General features: G+C 67.6%; 16 protein-coding genes and 1 tRNA gene. 8 read left to right on the forward strand and 9 right to left on the reverse strand.

Features of this window, described 5'->3' with window-relative positions; all coding sequences use genetic code 11:
• Positions 1-94: 94 nt before the first annotated feature.
• The gene (locus QE397_RS19305; RefSeq protein WP_307096761.1) at positions 95-1,111 is read right to left on the reverse strand and encodes an alpha/beta hydrolase family protein; all 1,017 of its coding nucleotides are present in this window, start codon (positions 1,109-1,111) and stop codon (positions 95-97) included.
• 544 nt (positions 1,112-1,655) lie between these two features.
• On the opposite strand from QE397_RS19305, the gene QE397_RS19310 reads away from it, so the two are divergent.
• The gene (locus QE397_RS19310; protein WP_261776324.1) at positions 1,656-2,912 is read left to right on the forward strand and encodes a CdaR family transcriptional regulator; all 1,257 of its coding nucleotides are present in this window, start codon (positions 1,656-1,658) and stop codon (positions 2,910-2,912) included.
• A 67-nt stretch (positions 2,913-2,979) separates the two neighbouring features.
• On the opposite strand, the gene QE397_RS19315 is transcribed toward QE397_RS19310, so the two are convergent.
• The 3 genes from QE397_RS19315 to QE397_RS19325 all read right to left on the reverse strand — a co-directional run bounded on the left by QE397_RS19315 (position 2,980) and on the right by QE397_RS19325 (position 4,812).
• Positions 2,980-3,069 (reverse strand) — tRNA-Ser (locus QE397_RS19315).
• Positions 3,070-3,079: 10 nt separating this feature from the next.
• A complete protein-coding gene (locus QE397_RS19320) occupies positions 3,080-3,586 on the reverse strand; it encodes a MarR family winged helix-turn-helix transcriptional regulator (protein ID WP_222633270.1) in 507 nt (168 codons plus the stop codon).
• 50 nt (positions 3,587-3,636) lie between these two features.
• On the reverse strand, positions 3,637-4,812 hold the full coding sequence (locus tag QE397_RS19325; RefSeq protein ID WP_307096764.1) for an alpha-hydroxy-acid oxidizing protein: 1,176 nt from the start codon (positions 4,810-4,812) through the stop codon (positions 3,637-3,639).
• A 79-nt stretch (positions 4,813-4,891) separates the two neighbouring features.
• On the opposite strand from QE397_RS19325, the gene mgrA reads away from it, so the two are divergent.
• Positions 4,892-5,938 (forward strand): L-glyceraldehyde 3-phosphate reductase, encoded by a 1,047-nt coding sequence (gene mgrA, locus QE397_RS19330; protein WP_204869541.1) that lies wholly within the window; start codon positions 4,892-4,894, stop codon positions 5,936-5,938.
• Between the two features lie 20 nt (positions 5,939-5,958).
• Positions 5,959-6,948 (forward strand): NAD(P)H-quinone oxidoreductase, encoded by a 990-nt coding sequence (locus tag QE397_RS19335; RefSeq protein WP_307096766.1) that lies wholly within the window; start codon positions 5,959-5,961, stop codon positions 6,946-6,948.
• 10 nt (positions 6,949-6,958) lie between these two features.
• Here the strand turns inward: QE397_RS19335 and QE397_RS19340 are convergent, their stop codons facing one another.
• Positions 6,959-8,161 carry a cysteine desulfurase-like protein gene (locus tag QE397_RS19340; RefSeq protein ID WP_307096767.1) on the reverse strand — a complete coding sequence of 401 codons (1,203 nt, stop codon included), beginning with the start codon at positions 8,159-8,161 and terminating at the stop codon, positions 6,959-6,961.
• 94 nt (positions 8,162-8,255) lie between these two features.
• Between QE397_RS19340 and QE397_RS19345 the strand changes: the two genes are divergently transcribed.
• Genes QE397_RS19345 through QE397_RS19365 form a run of 5 tightly spaced genes read left to right on the forward strand, consistent with a single transcriptional unit; the run spans position 8,256 to position 12,336 of the window.
• A complete protein-coding gene (locus tag QE397_RS19345) occupies positions 8,256-8,867 on the forward strand; it encodes a bacterial proteasome activator family protein (RefSeq protein WP_051613544.1) in 612 nt (203 codons plus the stop codon).
• 27 nt (positions 8,868-8,894) lie between these two features.
• Entirely contained in the window at positions 8,895-9,770 is an 876-nt protein-coding gene (locus QE397_RS19350; protein WP_027506560.1) for an ABC transporter permease, read from the forward strand.
• A 15-nt stretch (positions 9,771-9,785) separates the two neighbouring features.
• Positions 9,786-10,610 carry an ABC transporter ATP-binding protein gene (locus QE397_RS19355; protein ID WP_307096771.1) on the forward strand — a complete coding sequence of 275 codons (825 nt, stop codon included), beginning with the start codon at positions 9,786-9,788 and terminating at the stop codon, positions 10,608-10,610.
• Positions 10,603-11,490: a glycosyltransferase gene (locus tag QE397_RS19360; protein ID WP_307096773.1), complete on the forward strand. Its 888-nt coding sequence runs from the start codon at positions 10,603-10,605 to the stop codon at positions 11,488-11,490. The genes QE397_RS19355 and QE397_RS19360 overlap by 8 nt, the downstream gene beginning before the upstream one ends.
• Before the next feature lie 39 nt (positions 11,491-11,529).
• On the forward strand, positions 11,530-12,336 hold the full coding sequence (locus QE397_RS19365; protein ID WP_307096776.1) for a class I SAM-dependent methyltransferase: 807 nt from the start codon (positions 11,530-11,532) through the stop codon (positions 12,334-12,336).
• Here the strand turns inward: QE397_RS19365 and QE397_RS19370 are convergent.
• The 4 genes from QE397_RS19370 to QE397_RS19385 form a co-directional block, all read right to left on the reverse strand.
• Complete coding sequence (locus QE397_RS19370) at positions 12,329-14,239, reverse strand: glycosyltransferase (protein ID WP_307096778.1); 1,911 nt, start codon at positions 14,237-14,239, stop codon at positions 12,329-12,331. The two genes, QE397_RS19365 and QE397_RS19370, sit on opposite strands and share 8 nt — an antisense overlap.
• A 71-nt stretch (positions 14,240-14,310) precedes the next feature.
• Positions 14,311-16,581: a hypothetical protein gene (locus QE397_RS19375; protein ID WP_307096781.1), complete on the reverse strand. Its 2,271-nt coding sequence runs from the start codon at positions 16,579-16,581 to the stop codon at positions 14,311-14,313.
• On the reverse strand, positions 16,578-17,018 hold the full coding sequence (locus QE397_RS19380; protein ID WP_307096783.1) for a GtrA family protein: 441 nt from the start codon (positions 17,016-17,018) through the stop codon (positions 16,578-16,580). Before QE397_RS19380 ends, QE397_RS19375 begins: the two co-directional genes overlap by 4 nt.
• Positions 17,015-18,001: a glycosyltransferase family 2 protein gene (locus tag QE397_RS19385; protein ID WP_307096785.1), complete on the reverse strand. Its 987-nt coding sequence runs from the start codon at positions 17,999-18,001 to the stop codon at positions 17,015-17,017. Before QE397_RS19385 ends, QE397_RS19380 begins: the two co-directional genes overlap by 4 nt.
• Between the last annotated feature and the right edge of the window lie 51 nt (positions 18,002-18,052).

Genomic DNA, 18,052 nt, shown 5'->3' on the forward strand with positions numbered 1-18,052 from the left:
AGAGACTGTGCACACCCCTTGCGTGAGGCGCACACCCTCCGCAGCCGGCGGGAGAGGGTGTGCGGTCGACGGAGCGGGTGTACGCCCCCGACAGCTACAGGCCGAGCGCCCTGGCCACGACGGGCCACGAGTTGTGCATCTCGTCCTGCCAGTAGCGCCAGGAGTGCGTGCCGTACGGCTTGAACACGATGGTCGCCGGGACACCCGCCGCGCGCAGCGTGTCGGCGAAGCCGGTGGTGCAGATGTTCGCGGCGGCCTCGAGGGGGCCGCCGACGGTCAGCGCGTCGATGATCTCCTCACCGAAACCGCCACCCGCCTCGTACGGTCCGGGGAATCCGTTGCCCGTCGACAGGTACACCTGCTTGCCGCGGAGCGTCTCGACGCGGGTACTCGGATCGTTCTCGGCCCACAGCGGATCCGCGTTCGTGCCCCACATGTTGGTGGCGTCGCCTCCGGTGGACCCGACGGTGGCACGCACCGCGTTCTTCGTCTCGTTGGAGCGGTTGTCGTAGCAACCGCTGAATCCGGCGATGCCCGTGTACAGATCGGGATGCTTGGTCAGCAGGTTCATCGCGCCCTGTGCGCCCATCGACAGACCCACCAGCGCGTTGACGCCGTTGCCGTCGAAGCGGGCATCGATCAACGGGGGCAGTTCCGACGTCAGGAACGTCTCCCACTTGTTGACGCCGAGCACGGGATCGGGCTGGGCCCAGTCGGCGTAGTAGGCACCGCGTCCCCCGACGGGAAGGACGATGTTGGCGGCCTTGTCCGAGAAGAACGAGACCGCGTCCGTCTTCTGCGTCCACGTGCTCTCCGTGTAGCCGGACTCCTCGCCCGCACTGACCCCGTCCAGCATGTACAGCGACGGACGCGGTACCGATCGATCGGCGGGCAGCAACACCTGCACCTGGATCTCGCGGTTCATCGACGAGGAGAACACCGACATGACGGCCCGGCGATCGGTCGCCATGGTCACCGAGACGACGCGAGTGGGTGACGACGCGTCCACGGCCGGCGTCGGAACGCCCGGCTGCGCACCCGCCACCGGCGCGGAGCCGAGAAGCGTCAGCGCGGTGAGGCACCCCGCGGCGAGCAGAGCGGGACGTCGCATCGACAGACCTTTCGTCCGATGTGGCTCGCGTGGAGCCACCGGTGAACAGAGAGACACGACGCGCGGAACGTCCCGCGCGCCCGGGGGAACGCGTACCAACTTACTTGCCGGTAGGTACGCCGCCTTCAGGTCCAAAGGACTGCTCGACGTCCTGTCTGCGGTCACAAGAACCGGCGACGACGACACCGAGACCGGGAACCGTGCCGAAAGCGTACCGCGAGACGGTGGACGACACGTGAACCGGACTTGGAGGCATCACCCACGTGTGTGACATTTCATGAAGTGGGTCACCGTCAATTGTGTGAAAGCAAGATGGAACTAGGTGAAAACGCGACTTGTTTTGCCTCAACAGGCGTCATGCAGGGGTGTCATCGCAGGTCACAGCGGTTGGCCTGACAACGGGAACAGACACCGCAGTGGGCCTGAGCGCATACCGTGGCTCTCGAATAGGTATCTCGAAACAATCTCGGGACCCGTTAATGATTGTTACGGTACCCCGAGAACATGCACGACTGACATGAACTACACAGTCATGGGGGGATCGATGACCACACCGAAGACAGCTCCGAAGCCGCTTCCGGGACACATGGAAGCGGGCCTGATCGCCGGCACCCGTACAAATTCTCTGGCGATGAGCGATCTGCGAGGGGTGGCGCGTCATCTGGTCGATCACTTCCAGGCCAACACCCCCTGCGGAACGCTCCCCGGCGAGCTCCTGCACGGCGACGTCACCGAGGTCACCGTCAAGTGCCTGGGTCTTGCCGTCCGCATGCTCGAATCGGGCAAGACGCCGTCGGACAAGGACCTCGCCAACGTCCACGACGCGGCCGCTCGCTGGGCTCGCGAGGGGGTGCCCCTGCGCTCGATCCTGCGTGCCTATCACGACGGATTCCGCTTCGGTCTCACTCTCGTCAGCCGTGACGCCAAGGCTCAGAACATCGAGAACGTCACCGACAACTCGCTCGTCCTGGTGAGCCTCCTCGAGGCCGTCACCACCGAGGTGTCCATGGCGTACGTGGAGGAGTACCGCTCCGTCGCGTCCGAGCACCACACCGCCACGCACACACTGGTGACCACGTTGCTCAGCGGCGGGCAGAACGCCCTGTCCACCGCGCAGCAGTGCGGCATCGACCTCGCCGACGAGTACCTCGTCATCGCGCTGCACTTCCCGCAGCATCCCGACGAGGCGAACCCCGTCGTCGATCGCACCGTGTCCGCACGGCGCAAGCTGCGCCGCATCCAGGCGGAACTCGCGACCATGTGCGGGAAGTCGCCGCTGGCCCTGCTCAGCACCGACGGCGGCACCGTGCTCCTGCCCGCACCGCGCGAACGCGAGTGGGTGGACACCCTCGTCGAGCGACTCTCCCGCGCCGGCGAGATCCCGATCACCGCCACGATGACGTCGGCCGAGCGCGAGGACATCCCTGGCGCTGCCGAGCACGTCTACGAACTGCTCTCGCTCACACGGCAACTCGGCCGACCGGCCGGGATGTACCGCACCGAGGACCTGGTGCTCGAGTACCAGCTCACCCGTCCGGGCCGCGGCCGGGAGCAGCTGCTCCGTGCTCTCAAGCCCCTCGACGACGCGCCCGAACTGCTCGACACGCTGACGTCGTACATCGGTCACGAACTCAACCGCCAGCGCACCGCGCGGCACCTGTTCGTGCACGCCAACACCGTCGACTACCGCCTCAAGCGCATCGGCCAGCTCACCGGCATCGATCCCAGCGTGCCCTCGGGACTGCGCTACCTGCAGGCCGCCATCGTGGCCCGCGGACTCGCCGCCGCGAAGCAGAAGTAACGCGGCACCGACCGACACGAACGCCCCCTCCGGACGGAGGGGGCGTTCGTCGTCGATCACATCGCACTGGCGGAAGCGGAGGGATTTGAACCCCCGGACGCTTTCACACGTCTCTCGCTTTCAAGGCGAGTGCATTGGGCCGCTCTGCCACGCTTCCGCGATCGATACTAGTGGTCTCCCGTGAGCAGTCGTCGATCGACCTTCTCGAACACCTCGGCCATCGTCGCGAGTTCGTCGGCCGTGAGCAGATCGATCAGGCATCGCCGTACCGCGGCGACGTGCGACGGTGCCGCTGCCGCCAGGCGGGCGCGTCCGTCGTCCGTGATGACGGCCAGGACACCACGGCCATCCTCGTCGCAGGTGTCTCGAACGACCAAGCCCTGCTCCTGCATTCGGCGGATCTGGTGCGTGAGCCGGCTCCTCGACGAGAGCACGCCGTCGGCGAGCAGACTCATCCGCAGCGAACCGTCGGGAGCCTCGCTCAGTCGCACCAGGATGCGGTACTCGGCCAGGGTCAGACCTTCTCGCGTGTGCAGGTCGCGGTTCAGGGTGTCCATGAGGCGGTAGTCGGCATCGATGAACGCGCGCCACGCGCGGGCCTCCGCCTCGTTCAACCAGGCCACCGGCGGGGCCGCGGTCTGTGACTCCTCGGGACGCGCACTGTGAACGACCATGACGGAAGGCTAGACCGAGGTGACCCCCGCGCGTGCCGACCTGCGCATCTTCAGGACCGGTACAGAATCGACCCGTCCACCTCGGTGACCGACGACAGCCCGGCAAGTCCCATGGTGATGTCGAGGTCGCCCAGCAGGCACCGCAGCGCATGGACGACACCCTCCCGGCCCGCGAGTCCCAGGCCGTACACCCAGGGCCGCCCGTAGAACACCGCGTCGGCGCCGAGGGCCAGCGCGACCACCACGTCGGCGCCGGAGCGGACACCGGAATCGAGCAGCACGGTCGCGTGATCCCCGACGGCCGCGGCGACCGGTTCGAGCGCGTCGAGCGCGGCGATCGAGTTGTCCACCTGTCGCCCACCGTGATTGGAGACGACGACGCCGTCGGCACCCGCGTCGACGACGGCACGGGCGTCGTCGGGGTGCAGGATCCCCTTGACCACGACGGGCAGATGCGTCCACTCACGCACCCGCGCGACGTCGGACGGGCGGAGCGTGTGGTTGCCGAACATGCCGACCCAGGTGAGCACCGCGATCTGCAGCGCCTCGGCACTCTCCTCGGGAGGCGACGCCAGGCGTGAGCGAAAGACCGGATCGGACAGGTAGTTCGCGATGCCCTCGGCGCGGAGGAAGGGCAGATGACCGAGCGTGAGATCGCGCGGACGCCACCCGATGCCGGGGGTGTCCGCCGTGACGACGATGACCTTCGCTCCCGCCGCGGTGGCACGACGCACCAGTGACTCCGCGACGCCGTCGTCCGACGGCCAGTACAGCTGGTACCACCAGTTCTCGCCGGACTCCGCCGCGACGTCCTCGAGCGGAGTGGACGACGCGGTGGACAGCACCGAGCCGATCCCCAGCTCGGCGGCGGCCGACCCGACGGCGGGTTCCGCCGCGGGGTGCACCATGCCGAGGACGCCGATCGGCGCGGTGAGCACCGGTGCGGCGAGGGTGGTCCCCAGCACGGTCACCGACAGGTCGCGGGCGTCCGGTGCGCTGGCCCCGCGCCACATCCGGGGAACGATCCTGCGGGCGCCGAACGCGTCGACGTTCCCACGCGCCGTGCGTTCCGTGGACGCACTCCCGGCGATGTACGCGAAGGCGGCCGCGGACAGCGTCTCGCGCGCCCGCTCCTCGAGACCGTCGGCCGTCATCGGCAGGTCGGGGGTCGTGCCGCCGAGCCCGGTCAGGTAGATCTCGTTCTGGAAGTTGCCGAAAGTGCTCACACGCAAACGCTAGCGAACGCGCACGCCCGGCAACACGATTTCACGCTGGTGAGCGTCACATGTCCGGCAGGATGGCGCCATGCCGGATCCCTATGTCGCCTCCCCCGACCGCTACGACACCGACCGCCCGACAGCGATGCCCTACCGCCGTACCGGTGAGAGCGGACTGAAGCTGCCCGCCATCTCGCTGGGGCTGTGGCACAACTTCGGTGACGACGTGCCGCTCGCCACCCAGCGCGCCGTCCTCCGCCGGGCGTTCGACCTCGGCATCACCCACTTCGATCTCGCCAACAACTACGGGCCGCCGTACGGCAGCGCGGAGATCAACTTCGGCCGCATCCTGCGGGAGGACTTCGGGCCGTACCGCGATGAGCTGGTCATCTCGACGAAGGCGGGGTGGGACATGTGGCCGGGCCCGTACGGCTTCGGCGGGTCGCGCAAGTACCTGCTGAGCTCACTGGACCGCTCACTCGAGCGCATGGGGCTCGACAGCGTCGACATCTTCTACAGCCACCGCCCCGACAAGGACACACCCGTCGAGGAGACCGCGGGCGCGCTGGTCAGTGCCGTCGAGCAGGGCAAGGCGCGCTACGTGGGCATCAGCTCGTACTCGGCGGCGCGCACCCGCCAGATGGCGGCACTGCTGTCCGATGCGGGAGTGCCACTGCTGATCCACCAGCCTAGTTACTCGATGCTCAATCGCTGGATCGAGTCCGATCTACTGCCGGCCGTCGACGAGCTGGGAGTCGGCGTGATCGCGTTCTCCCCTCTCGCGCAGGGCATGCTGACCGACAAGTACCTCGGCGGCATCCCCGACGAGTCGCGCGCGGCACAGGGGAAGTCGTTCGATCCCGAGTGGCTGACCGAGGACATGCGCGGGCATCTGAACGCGCTGAACGACATCGCCGCGGCGCGGGGGCAGTCGCTCGCCCAGATGTCGTTGGCGTGGGCGCTGCGCGACCCGCGGGTCACGACGGTGCTGATCGGCGCCTCGTCCGTCGAGCAGCTCGACGACAACGTGGGTGCACTCGCGCGACTCCGCTTCGACGACGACGAACTGAGCCGCATCGACGAGCACGCCACCGAAGCCGGGATCAACCTGTGGGAGGAACCCTCCCGTATCTGAGGGCGGCATACGATCGAGACGTGCATGCCATCACGCTGACCGAGTACGGCGACCCGGAGGTCATGGTCTGGAGCGAGGTACCCGATCCCGTACCGGGGCCGGGAGAAGTCCTGATCTCCATCGCGGCGTCCGCCGTCAACCGAGCGGACCTTCAGCAGCGTCAGGGCAACTATCCGCCGCCATCCGGCGCCACCGACATCCTCGGGCTCGAGTGCTCCGGTGTGATCGCCGACGTCGGTGCGGACGTCACCTCGTGGAAGGTCGGCGACCGGGTCTGCGCGCTGCTCGCGGGCGGTGGCTACGCCGAGCAGGTGGTGGTGCCGGCCGGACAGGTGCTGCCCGTTCCCGACGGGCTCGACCTGCACGTGGCCGCATCGCTGCCCGAGGTCGCGTGCACGGTGTGGTCCAACGTCGTCATGTACGCCGGCTTGTCCGCCGGGGACACGTTGTTGATCCACGGCGGTGGCAGCGGCATCGGCACGCACGCCATCCAGGTGGCGAAGGCCCTCGGCGCGCGCGTCGCGGTGACCGCCGGCTCGGCGGAGAAGCTCGAGATCTGCCGGTCGTTCGGCGCGGACATCCTCATCGACTACAAGACCTCGGACTTCACCGAGGAGTTACGGTCCGCGACGGACGGGCACGGAGCCGACGTCATTCTCGACAACATGGGCGCGAAGTACCTCTCTCCCAACATCTCTGCGCTCGCGATGGACGGCCGCCTGGTCACGATCGGCATGCAGGGCGGCCGGGTGGCCGAGTTCGACTTCGGCGCGCTGATGGCCAAGCGCGGCAGTGTGCACTGCGCCGGGTTGCGGGCGCGCCCCCTCACCGGCCCGGGCGGCAAGGCCGACATCGTGCGCCAGGTCCGCGAGCACGTGTGGCCGATGATCGCCGACGGTGCGGTCGTGCCCGTCGTGCACGCGGAGGTGCCGGTGTCGGACGCACCGCAGGCTCATCGCATGCTGGACGACCACGCCACGGTGGGCAAGGTGATCCTGCGCGTCCGCTGACGGGCGCGGATCAGGTCAGCGTCTCGAGAACCGTGACGAGCTGGTCGATCTCGTGCCGCGTCGTGTACGGGGCCAGCCCCACCGTGATCGCGCCACCGGCATCGGCGACACCCAGCGACTCGAGCAGGCGGCTGCCGCCGTGCAGGCCACCGACCACGTCGATCCTGTTGTCCGCCAATCGCGCCGCCACCTTGTCGGAGTCGACGCCGTCCACGCTGATGCTCAGGCACGGGATGCGGCTGGACGCCTGACCGATGGCCATGACGTGCGGCAGTGCCGCCACGCGCTCCTGCAGGTACGCGAAGAGCCGATCCTGATAGTCCTGCAGCGAGCCGATGGACATCTCGAGACGCTGTCGACGTGTCCCGCTCGCGTTCTCGTCGAGGGCGGCGAGACAGTCGATGGACGCGGTCATGCCCGCGAGCAGTGAGTAGTGCAGACCGGCGACCTCGAGCCGCGCCGGACCCTTCGCATCGGTGTCGAGCGCCTGCGACGGCAACCGGTCAAGCAGCTCGGGGTCCCGGAACACCAGCGCTCCGACGCGAGGCCCACCCCAGGCCGCGGCGTTGACGGCGACGACGTCCGCCCGGAGTTCCTCGATGTCGAGCACCGCGTAGGGGGCCGCACCCACCGCGTCGACGACCAGCAGCCCACCGGCGTCGTGCACGAGGTCGGCGGCGACACGCACGTCGGGGGCCGACCCCACCACCGTCGACGCCGCGGTCAGCGCGACGAGCCGAGTGTTCGCCGCGATGAGTTCCCCGAACTGCCAACTGGGGAGCTCGCACGTCTCGATGTCCACCTCGGCCCACTGCACCTGGGCGCCGTACCGATTGGCGATGCGCAGCCACGGTGCCACGTTCGCCTCGTCGTCCAGCCGGGACAGGACGATGCCCGTACCGAGGCCGAGACGCGTGCTGAGGGCTTCCGCGAGAGCGGTCAGGAGGATGCCGTGGTCCGGACCGAGGACCACGCCCTCGGGGGATCCACCGACCAGATCTGCGACGGCCTGCCGAGCGTCGTCGGCGACCTTCGCGCTGCGCTGCGCGTAGGGGTGCCGACCGATGTGCGTCGATGCGGTCCCGCGGAAGGTGGTGGACACGGCCGTGGCCACCCGGTCGGGGATCTGCATGCCCAGCTGCGGATCGAGGTGGATCCAGCCGTCGCCGAGCGAGGGAAACAGCCCTCGTACGCGGGCGACGTCGTAGGTCATGCCGCACACTCTAGGCGCCGACGGCGACAGGGCGGGCACGCACGGGCACGCCCCGGACCCCACCCTGGTGAGCGACCCGGGTCAAGATGGAGACATGACGTCTTCACACGAGCAGAACTCGGACGGCGGCCGCGCGGACGACAGCGCCGACCACGTCGTCGTCATCGGTCCGGACGGGCAGCCGATCGCGCTCAGTCCCCGCGAGGCGGCGGCCGCCGCGGCCCGCGCGAACGTCACCGGGGCCGGCGACTCGTCGGACGGCGACGACCAGGAATCGCTGGCGGACATGGTCGAGCAACCCGCCAAGGTCATGCGCATCGGCACCATGATCAAGCAGCTCCTCGAGGAGGTGCGCGCGGCACCGCTGGACGACGCCAGCCGCACCCGCCTCAAGGAGATCCACACCTCCTCCATCCGTGAGCTCGAGCAGGGACTCGCGCCGGAGTTGCGCGACGAGCTCCAGCGCCTGGCGTTGCCCTTCGGCGAGGACGCGGTGCCGTCCGACGCCGAGCTCCGCATCGCCCAGGCACAGCTGGTGGGCTGGCTGGAGGGACTGTTCCACGGCATCCAGACGGCACTCTTCGCTCAGCAGATGGCGGCGCGCGCCCAGCTCGAGCAGATGCGCCAGGGTGCACTTCCGCCCGGTGTGTCCATCGGCGGCGGCGGTCAGGGCCAGCACGGGCAGGGCACCGGCCAGTACCTCTGACGGTTCTCGTCTGTAGGGTCGTCGGTCGTGGCAGCACCAGCGATCGACTCGAACACCGGGGACTCGAACTCCGGGGATGCACCCGCGTCCGATTCGCAGACGTTCCGCCGGGCCGTCCGCGATCTCCGGCAGGGCTACGCCCAGCGTGAGCTATGGCTGAGCCTCGGGTGGCAGGACATCAAGCAGCGGTACCGGCGTTCCGTCATCGGCCCGTTCTGGATCACCATCGCCACGGGTGTGCAGGCCGTCGCGATGGGTCTGCTGTACTCGGTCCTCCTCGACATCGACCTGAAGTCGTTCCTGCCCCACGTCACCGTCGGGCTCATCATCTGGAACCTCATCAGCGCGTCGATCCTCGAGGGCGCCGACGTCTTCGTGGCCAACGAGGGCCTGATCAAGCAGCTGCCGTCGGCACTGAGCGTGCACATCTATCGGCTCGTGTGGCGCCAGGTGCTGCTTCTCGGCCACAACATGCTGATCTACCTGATCATGCTCGCGGTGTTCCGTCCCGAGCTGCACTGGACCATCGTCATGGCGATCCCGGCGTTCGGTCTGATCGTCGTCAACATGGTGTGGGTGTCACTGCTCTTCGGCATCATCGCCACCCGCTACCGCGACCTGGCCCCGATCCTCGGCAGCGTCGTCACGCTGCTGTTCTTCATGACGCCGATCGTGTGGACCACGGCGAATCTGCAGAAGATGGGCGGGGCCGCGGCGGACCGCGCGCGGCTGGTGGAGATCAATCCGCTGTTCCACTACCTCGACATCCTGCGCGCGCCCCTGATCGGCGAGGACCAGCAGGCGTACCACTGGTACATCGTGCTGGCGTTCACCGTGGTCGGCCTGGCCGTCACCATGGTGGCGATGCGTACGTTCCGGGCCCGCGTGCCCTACTGGGTCTGATCGGACGAGACACACATGACAGTCAGCATCGAGACGCACGGCGCGTGCGTCGACTTCCCCATCTTCGACGCCAAGACCCGGTCGCTGAAGAAGGCGTTCCTCGGCAAGGCCGGCGGCACCATCGGACGCAACAGCAGTGACGTCGTCGTCGTGGAGGCGCTGCGCGACATCACGCTCTCACTGAAAGAGGGCGACCGCGTCGGACTGGTCGGCCACAACGGTGCGGGCAAGTCGACGCTCCTACGCCTGCTGGCGGGCATCTACGAACCCACCCGCGGCAGTGCCGTCGTGCGGGGTCGCGTCGCGCCGGTCTTCGACCTGGGCGTCGGTATGGACCCGGAGATCTCCGGCTACGAGAACATCATCATCCGCGGCCTGTTCCTCGGCCAGACACGCAAGCAGATGATGTCGAAGATCGACGAGATCGCCGACTTCACCGAGCTCGGCGAGTACCTCGACATGCCGCTGCGCACCTACTCGACGGGCATGCGCGTGCGCATCGCCATGGGCGTCGTCACGAGCATCGACCCCGAGATCCTGCTGCTCGACGAGGGCATCGGCGCGGTCGACGCCGAGTTCATGAAGAAGGCGCGCACTCGTCTGCAGAAGCTCGTGCAGCGCTCGGGCATCCTCGTCTTCGCCTCGCACTCCAACGAGTTCCTCGCCCAGCTCTGCGATTCAGCCGTGTGGATCGATCACGGCCACGTGCGGCAGCAGGGCGGTATCGAGGAGGTCGTGCGGTCGTACGAGGGCGACGACGCGGGAGACCACGTCGCGCACGTCATTCGTGAGCTGGAGGCCGCGGATCGTGGCCAGGCCGATCACGATCCGCATGCCTGAGTTCATCGTCGGCGTGGTGGTCACCCACCGGCGCCGCGAGCTACTGGCCCAGTCCCTCGCCGTCCTGACGTCGCAGACCCGTCCGCTCGACCATCTGATCGTGGTGGACAACGCGAACGAGACCGCGGTCCGCGAGCTCGTCGAGAGCGCAGACGTGCCGACCACCTACCTCGGGAGCAAGCACAACCTCGGCGGGGCGGGCGGCTTCGCGCTGGGGATGCTGCACGCGCTGTCCCTCGGTGCCGAGCGGGTGTGGCTCGCCGACGACGACGGCAGGCCGGAGGGGCCGGACGTCCTCGCCACGCTCCTCGACTGCGCGGTGCGCCACGGCCTCGACGAGGTCTCCCCCGTCGTGTGCGACATCGACGATCCCGATCACCTCGCGTTCCCGCTGCGACGCGGCACCGCGTGGCGACGCTGGCGGTCCGAACTAGGTGACGACGAGTTGTTGCCGTCCTACGCGTCGTTGTTCAACGGTGCGCTGTTCTCGGCCGCTGCGATCGACGCCGTCGGTGTCCCCGACCTCCGGCTCTTCGTCCGCGGCGACGAGGTCGAGATCCACCGTCGCCTCACACGCTCGGGGCTGGCTTTCGGCACGTGCCTGCAGACCGCGTACCTGCATCCGAACGGCGCCGACGAATTCAAGCCGATCCTCGGCGGCCGGATGCACACGCAGTATCCGGACGACGCCACCAAGCGCTACTTCACCTACCGCAACCGCGGATACCTGATGGCTCAACCCGGCATGCGCAAGCTTCTCCCGCAGGAATGGGTGCGCTTCGGGTGGTACTTCGTGGTCACACGACGGGACCTCCGCGGCCTGCGCGAGTGGTTGCGTCTGCGCAAGCTCGGCCGGGATGAGTACTTCCGCAAACCCTGAACTACGGTATGTCCCCATGACGAGTGGACGGTGCGGGTGATGCGGTGGAGCCGACGCGTCAGAGCCTCGGCGCGAGGCAAGGTCGTGCAGGCAGTCCAGGACGCCGTGGCACCCGAGGCCGACCGTCGTCACAGTGAGCTGATCGACCTAATCACGGGTCAGGCGAAGACGATCGCCGACCTCCAGGAATCCATCACCACGCTGGAGTTCCGGATGCGCCGCGACATCCCGTTCGCCGCCGACGTCGAAGCCACGGCGTCGAGCGCCGACTTCGCCGAGACACATCTCCCGATGACGCCGTCCTTCACCCACCCCGACCTCACGCTCCGACACGCGCTCAGAGCCGTCTCCATCGACGGCATGGCACTCGAGTTCGGGGTCGCCACCGGGACCACCCTCGGCACCATCGTCGACGAGTGGCGCCGCGCCGCCAACGTCGGAGTCATCGCCGGCTTCGACACCTTCGAGGGCCTGCCGGAGGACTGGCGCACCGGATTCGAGGCCGGGACCTTCGCTCAGGACGCTCTACCGGACGTTCCGGGAGCACATCTGGTGAAGGGCATGTTCCAGCAGACCCTCGGGCCGTTCCTGTCGAAGAACCGCGGCCCGGTCGCGTTCCTGCACCTCGACGCCGACCTGTACTCGTCGACCGACTTCGTCCTGCGTCGTCTCGAGTCACGGCTGGTGCCGGGCACCGTCATCGTGTTCGACGAGTTCTTCAACTTCCCCGGCTGGGCCCTGCACGAGTACAAGGCGTGGACCGAGTTCGTCCACCGCACCGGGGTGACGTTCGAGTACCTCGCCTACACGTCCAACAACGAGCAGGTGGCGGTCCGGCTCACCTGACCGATTCGGCTGCGGGATCGTCGATGTCGTACAGGCGGGCCCAGTTCTCGCGACTCGTCAGGGCCGGCAGGGCAGCGCGGAACTGCCGCTGGACCTCCGGTCCCTCGGTGCGGAAGCGCCGCATGACGTCCTTGAGACGCGCGGCGACAACCTTGGCCTCGGCCACGTCGCGTCGGCGCACTCGTACTCCGGACTGGGACGCGTCCGCCACCACGGCACGGTCGAAGAGCGACACGTGCCACCAATGCGCCTCCGCCGCAGGGATGTAGGCGAACTCGCCTCGCACTCGCCCTCGGAACTGATCACGCACTCTCTTGAGGAGAACGAGATCGAGCATCTTCTTGTTCGGGGTGAAACCCGCCGGACGCGTGACCAACTCGGAGGACACGACGCCGGGAACGGCACTGGCCGGATGCTTCACCGTCTCCGGGTGCGCGCTTCGCATGGCTCGCACCGAGGCGAGCACGGACTGTCCACCGTCCTCGAGGATCGAGGGACCGACCAGGAAGTCCTCGATCGCCTGCAGTGTGGTCAGCGCGAGGCCGTACTGCATCGACACCGCGAACTGCGAGATCTCGCGTGTCAACTGCTTACTGAGGGACTTGACGTCGAAGTCGCTGTGCAGTGCAGCGGCGATCAACGAGTTCCGGGCACTGAAGTACTTGGCCCAGTCGTCGCGATCCTTCCAGTGGAAATCGGCGTGCCACACACCCGCGTTGGGAAGTGTCGCCGTCGCGAACCCGTGCGCCCGCGCCCGGATGCCGAACTCGATGTCATCCCACTGGAAGAACATGGGTAGCGGCAACCCGATCTCCGAGATGACCTCGGCGGGGATCAGACACGACCACCACGCGTTGTATCCGGCATCGACACGCTTGTTCTGGCGCTTCTCGGTCAGATCGGCGTCGTGCAGCGAATGAGCCGACCAGCGGCCGGCTTTCAGCTTGGGCAGGTCCGCTTCCTCGCCACTGACGTGCAGATTGAGAGGATTCATGAGGTAGAGCATCTGCGCGCCGACGAGCGTGGGAGTCACCGTGACGTTGGCGAACGCGTTCATTCGGAGAATGCTCTCCGGCTCACACAGGATGTCGTCGTCCATCAGAATGACGTTGGCGTGCTCGTTGATGGCGGTGATCTCGAACATCCCCCGCGTGAAACCGCCCGCGCCACCGAGATTCGGCTGCTGGATGTAGACCAGCTTGTCTCCGAGGATCGCGCGGACCTCCGCGAAGAGCGGCCGGTCGGCGACGACGTCCGTGCCCTGGTCGACGACGAAGACCGCATCGAGGCCCGCGACCAGCTGCTCGTCGGCCGCCAGCGCGGCGAGCGTCTCGGCGCAGTCGTCGGCCCGGTTGAAGGTGCAGATGGCTACGGCGGCGGGGCGCACGACGGCCGGTGCGGCCACCGTCCACTCGACGGCCGACACTCGCACCCTGTCCTCGACCGCCGCGATCTCGATCCACAGGTAGCCACCGTCGAGGAAGCTGTTCACCGGGGAGGACAGAGTCTGCCTGCCGGAGCCCGACACCCGCACGGTGGTCACCGTCCGGTCGTTGCCACCCGAGTCGGACGCACGAAGTCGAACCTCACCTGCACCCTCGAAGTCGAAGGAGACGGCCACCTCGGTCACGGTCGTCCACCGCTGGAAGTAGCTCGCCGCGAAGCGTCCGAAGTAGGTGTCGGTGTCGACGGACGCACCCTGCTCCACCGTGACGTCGAAACGACGGCGATGGACGTCACCGACGGTGATGGAGGCGTACAGATCGTCCGACACCCTGGGGGATGGACCGGCGAACGTTCCTCGCTGAACGACCAGGCGGGTCGGGGCGTCGTGATCGACCATCGTGCGGCGTACTGCCGCGAGGTTGTTGGATCGAGCATCGGCGTGCACGGAACTGCTCATCACACTCTCCTATGGATCTGCGGTGTGAGCCACCACGGTGCCGAACCACGTCGAACGACGGCTCGACGATATCAACCGAGCGAGCTGCCGCTGCCCCTACGTGAGCGAGCGCGTCGCCACCCGACCAGGCCGACTCCGATCGACATGAGTATCGCCACACCTGCTGCGGACACTGTTGCTACTCGTCCCACGGTCAGCCCCGGCGACGAGTAGGTCAGCTGCAGTAGCCCGTTCCCGGCGGGAACGTCGACCGCGAGAAGACCGGCGGGTCCCTGACGCACCGCCACGGGCGAACCGTCGAGAGTGGCGTCGTATCCGGGCCATGCGAGCCGGGAGAACACAATGGTCCCGGCGTCGCGGGCGTCCACGCGGAGAGTCTCCCCGGACGGTGTACTCGTCTCGGTGTCGAACGACACCTGCGACGACGACCAGGTCGCCGGACCTGCACCCGGGACGAGCACCCGATCGCGCACCCAGACCACTCGGGCAGCGTCGGATGCCGCAACGCGCCAACCGGGCGGTGGCGGGCCAGACGTCGCCTCGGGGAGAAGAGTGCGTTGCAGGACCAACGTGGACACACCCATCACGTCGAGCAGTGGCGCGTCGACGGTGTCGGACGCCGGCGCGAACACTCGATCGAACGCGTCGGCGCACACGGCGCCTCGGTAGTCCATGCACAACTCGGTCGCGAAGGCGTCGAACCCCATTCCCGTGTAGCTCGCCACCGTCTGCGCACCCGTCGCACGACCCACGTTGCCGAACAGCAGTCGGCCGTTCGCGGAGTCCTCGGTGGTGACGGTCGATCGGTCCGCCAGCTGGAGCACCGTGCCGCGATAGGACTCGGCGCCGGCACGCATCCGGTCGAGCGAGATCGCGGGCGAGCCCCCGTTGGGGGGTGCCTCGGGTTCCGGCTCCGACGACGGCAGCGGTGGCGCAGCGGAGGGGAACGACGAGGTCTGCACGGCGAGCACCGCCGTCGTTCCCACCGTGGCGATCACGACCATCAGCAGCGTCGCCCCACGTCTGCCGGCGACGACCATTGCCGACACGAACACAGCGACCACCAGCAGCCCCACGAGGTGCGTCGGGGAGAGATCCGGCCGGACGGCCCACGACAGATAGCCACCGAGAAGAACGACCGCTGTCGTGAGAGCGGCTCGTCGTCGCACGTGATCGCGCGCCAGGCCCGCGGAGAGCGCGACGGCGAGTGCGACGGCCACCACGAGATACAGGTACTCGACCAGCCGGAACGGCCAGCGGAACAGCCAGACGTTGGACGGGGCGAGGCTCGCGAGGAGATAGACGACACCGACGACGGCCAGACCGACGGATCCGGCAAAACGCCGACGGAGCGACGGCCAGCGCAGCCACGGCAGCAGAGGCAGGAAGAACCAGGCGAAGTAGGTCGACGGAACACCCTCGAGCCGTTCCCCGCCCCAGTTCGAGATTGACGGCAGGTACGTCGGCGAGCTGCCCGCAACCAGATCCCCGATGTCCGGCACGAGGAACGTGTCGTTGGCGATGGCGGCCAGGGACTGCCTGTCGGTGACCTCACTCGAGCCCAGCAGCGGGAGGAAGACCATCGAGGCGACCGCTCCGACGCACGCCCCCATGACAGTGAGCATGACCAGGCGTGCGCGGTCGCCCCGGACCACCAGTTCGACTGCGAGTGCCACGAGCACGACGACGAGTCCGAGTGGGGCGTACGGGTTGCCGGCCGTCATCGCGAGGAACCCGAACACGAAGGGCACCAGAGCCGGCAGCCGACCGAGCGAGAACATCCGAGCGGACCACCAGAAATGGACGACCCAGGTGAACGCGGCCAGTCCGGCCGGCCATCCCGCCGCTTCGTACCAGAGAGTGAGTCCGGAGACGGGGATCGCGACCGCAACCAGGTAACCGGGCAGACGCCCCGCACCGTAGGACCGTGCGAGTAGGAACACACCCACACCGAGGATCGCCGTCATCTCTGCTGCGACGACGAACGCAGCCAGTGCGAGATCGTCGAAACAGGACACGATGACGAAGTTCAGCAGGTTGACCGGATTCCAGATGCCGGTGAGTGCCTCGGCTGCGTAATTGCCGCCCATCCAGCCGGCAGGATCCATCGTGGGCCAGTTACCGCTGCGCAGTTGCGATCCGAAGATGTGCCACAACGGAGCGAACTGCTCGTACATGTCGCCGACGTAGAAGAACAAGGAGCCGCGCCACTGCGCGAGCGCGGCCGACAGGCCCACCGTGACGGCGACGAGAACGACGCCCACGACGTCCGGGCCCCGTCGCGCGAGTCGGGAGTTCCGTCGTGGTTCCGCGACGGTGTCGAGTTCCGCAGGCGATGTCATCGCGTTCCCGCCGACGGGACCGGGGTGCGCGTGAGAATCTTCTTCGACAACACGAAGGTGAACGGGATGGCGACGACAGCAGCGACCAGTGGGGCGATGCGCTCGTCCATTCCTGCTCCGTCGACCAGTGCGACGACGCCCACTGTCGTCACGACGTAGTTGACCAGGTTCCCGAGGGGGAACAGTGCGAACTTTCGCCATGTCGGAGGCGTACGGAACGTCCAGTAGCAATTGAGAAGAAACGATCCCACCATGGCCACGACGATGGCGATCAGGTGTGCGGCGATGTACGGCACCACGAGTCGCAGAAGCAGGTAGCTGCCGTAGTAGACCGTCGTGTTGACGACGCCCACGACCGCGAACCGCATCACGCCGGGGAACGCGGCGACCATCGACTCACGACGACCCACGGGTCCGGGCGTGATGTCGTCGTTCACTCGGTCTCGTTCAGGTCGTGCCGAACCGAGCGTCGTCGGCGGACCGCATTCGACGGGGCATCTCCGCTCTCGGTCTCCGCCACGAGGAAGTGCGGCCGCTGCTTGGTCTCGTAGTAGATCCGACCGACGTACTCGCCGATCACACCGAGGAACATGAGCTGCAGTCCGCCGAGGCCGATGATCGCGGCGACCAGCGTGACGTATCCGGGGACCGACACACCGGCGACGATCGCCGCGACGATGAGGAACAGCACGTACGCCAACCCGAGCGCCATCACCGCTGCGCCGATGTAGATGGCGAGCCGGACCGGCGCGTTGTTGAACGACATGATGCCGTCGATGCCGTAGTTGACCAGACGCCGGAACGACCACTTGCTGGCACCGCCGCCCTGGCGTGCGACATTCTTGTAATCAACTGTCGCCGTGGGAAAACCGATCCAGGAGAACAACCCCTTCGAGAATCGGTTGTACTCGCCCATCTGCAGTAGCGCGTCCACGGCACGGCGGCTGAGCAGTCTGAAGTCGCCGGCGCCGTCCTGCATGTCGACGTCGACGAGTTTGTTCACCGCACGGTAGTAGAGGCGGGCGAAGGCCGTCCGCCCGAAGGAATCACCGTCCCGGGTGCGTCGAGCGACCACCTGGTCGTACCCCTCGGCGTGGAGACGGAGCATGTCGATGATGAGCTCGGGCGGATGCTGCAGGTCCGCGTCCATGATGACCACGGCGTCACCCTTGGCGTACACCAGTCCCGCGAGCATCGCGGATTCCTTACCGAAGTTACGACTCAGCGAGATGTACCGGATTCGCTGATCGTCGAGATGCAGACGGCGCATGATGGCGACCGTGTCGTCGCGGCTCCCGTCGTCGACGAGGATCACCTCGACGTCCGGGTCGGTCGGCGCGAGTTGCTCGAGAAGACGCGCTGCGAGGTCGGGTAGGACGTCTTCCTCGTTGTGACACGGGACGACGACCGACAGCAGCACGAGAACTCCAACACCTACCGGGAATGCCGCCCGCAGGCGGCACGAACCCGG

The sequence above is a fragment of the Rhodococcus sp. SORGH_AS_0301 genome, from assembly GCF_030818285.1.
Lineage (GTDB): Bacteria > Actinomycetota > Actinomycetes > Mycobacteriales > Mycobacteriaceae > Rhodococcoides.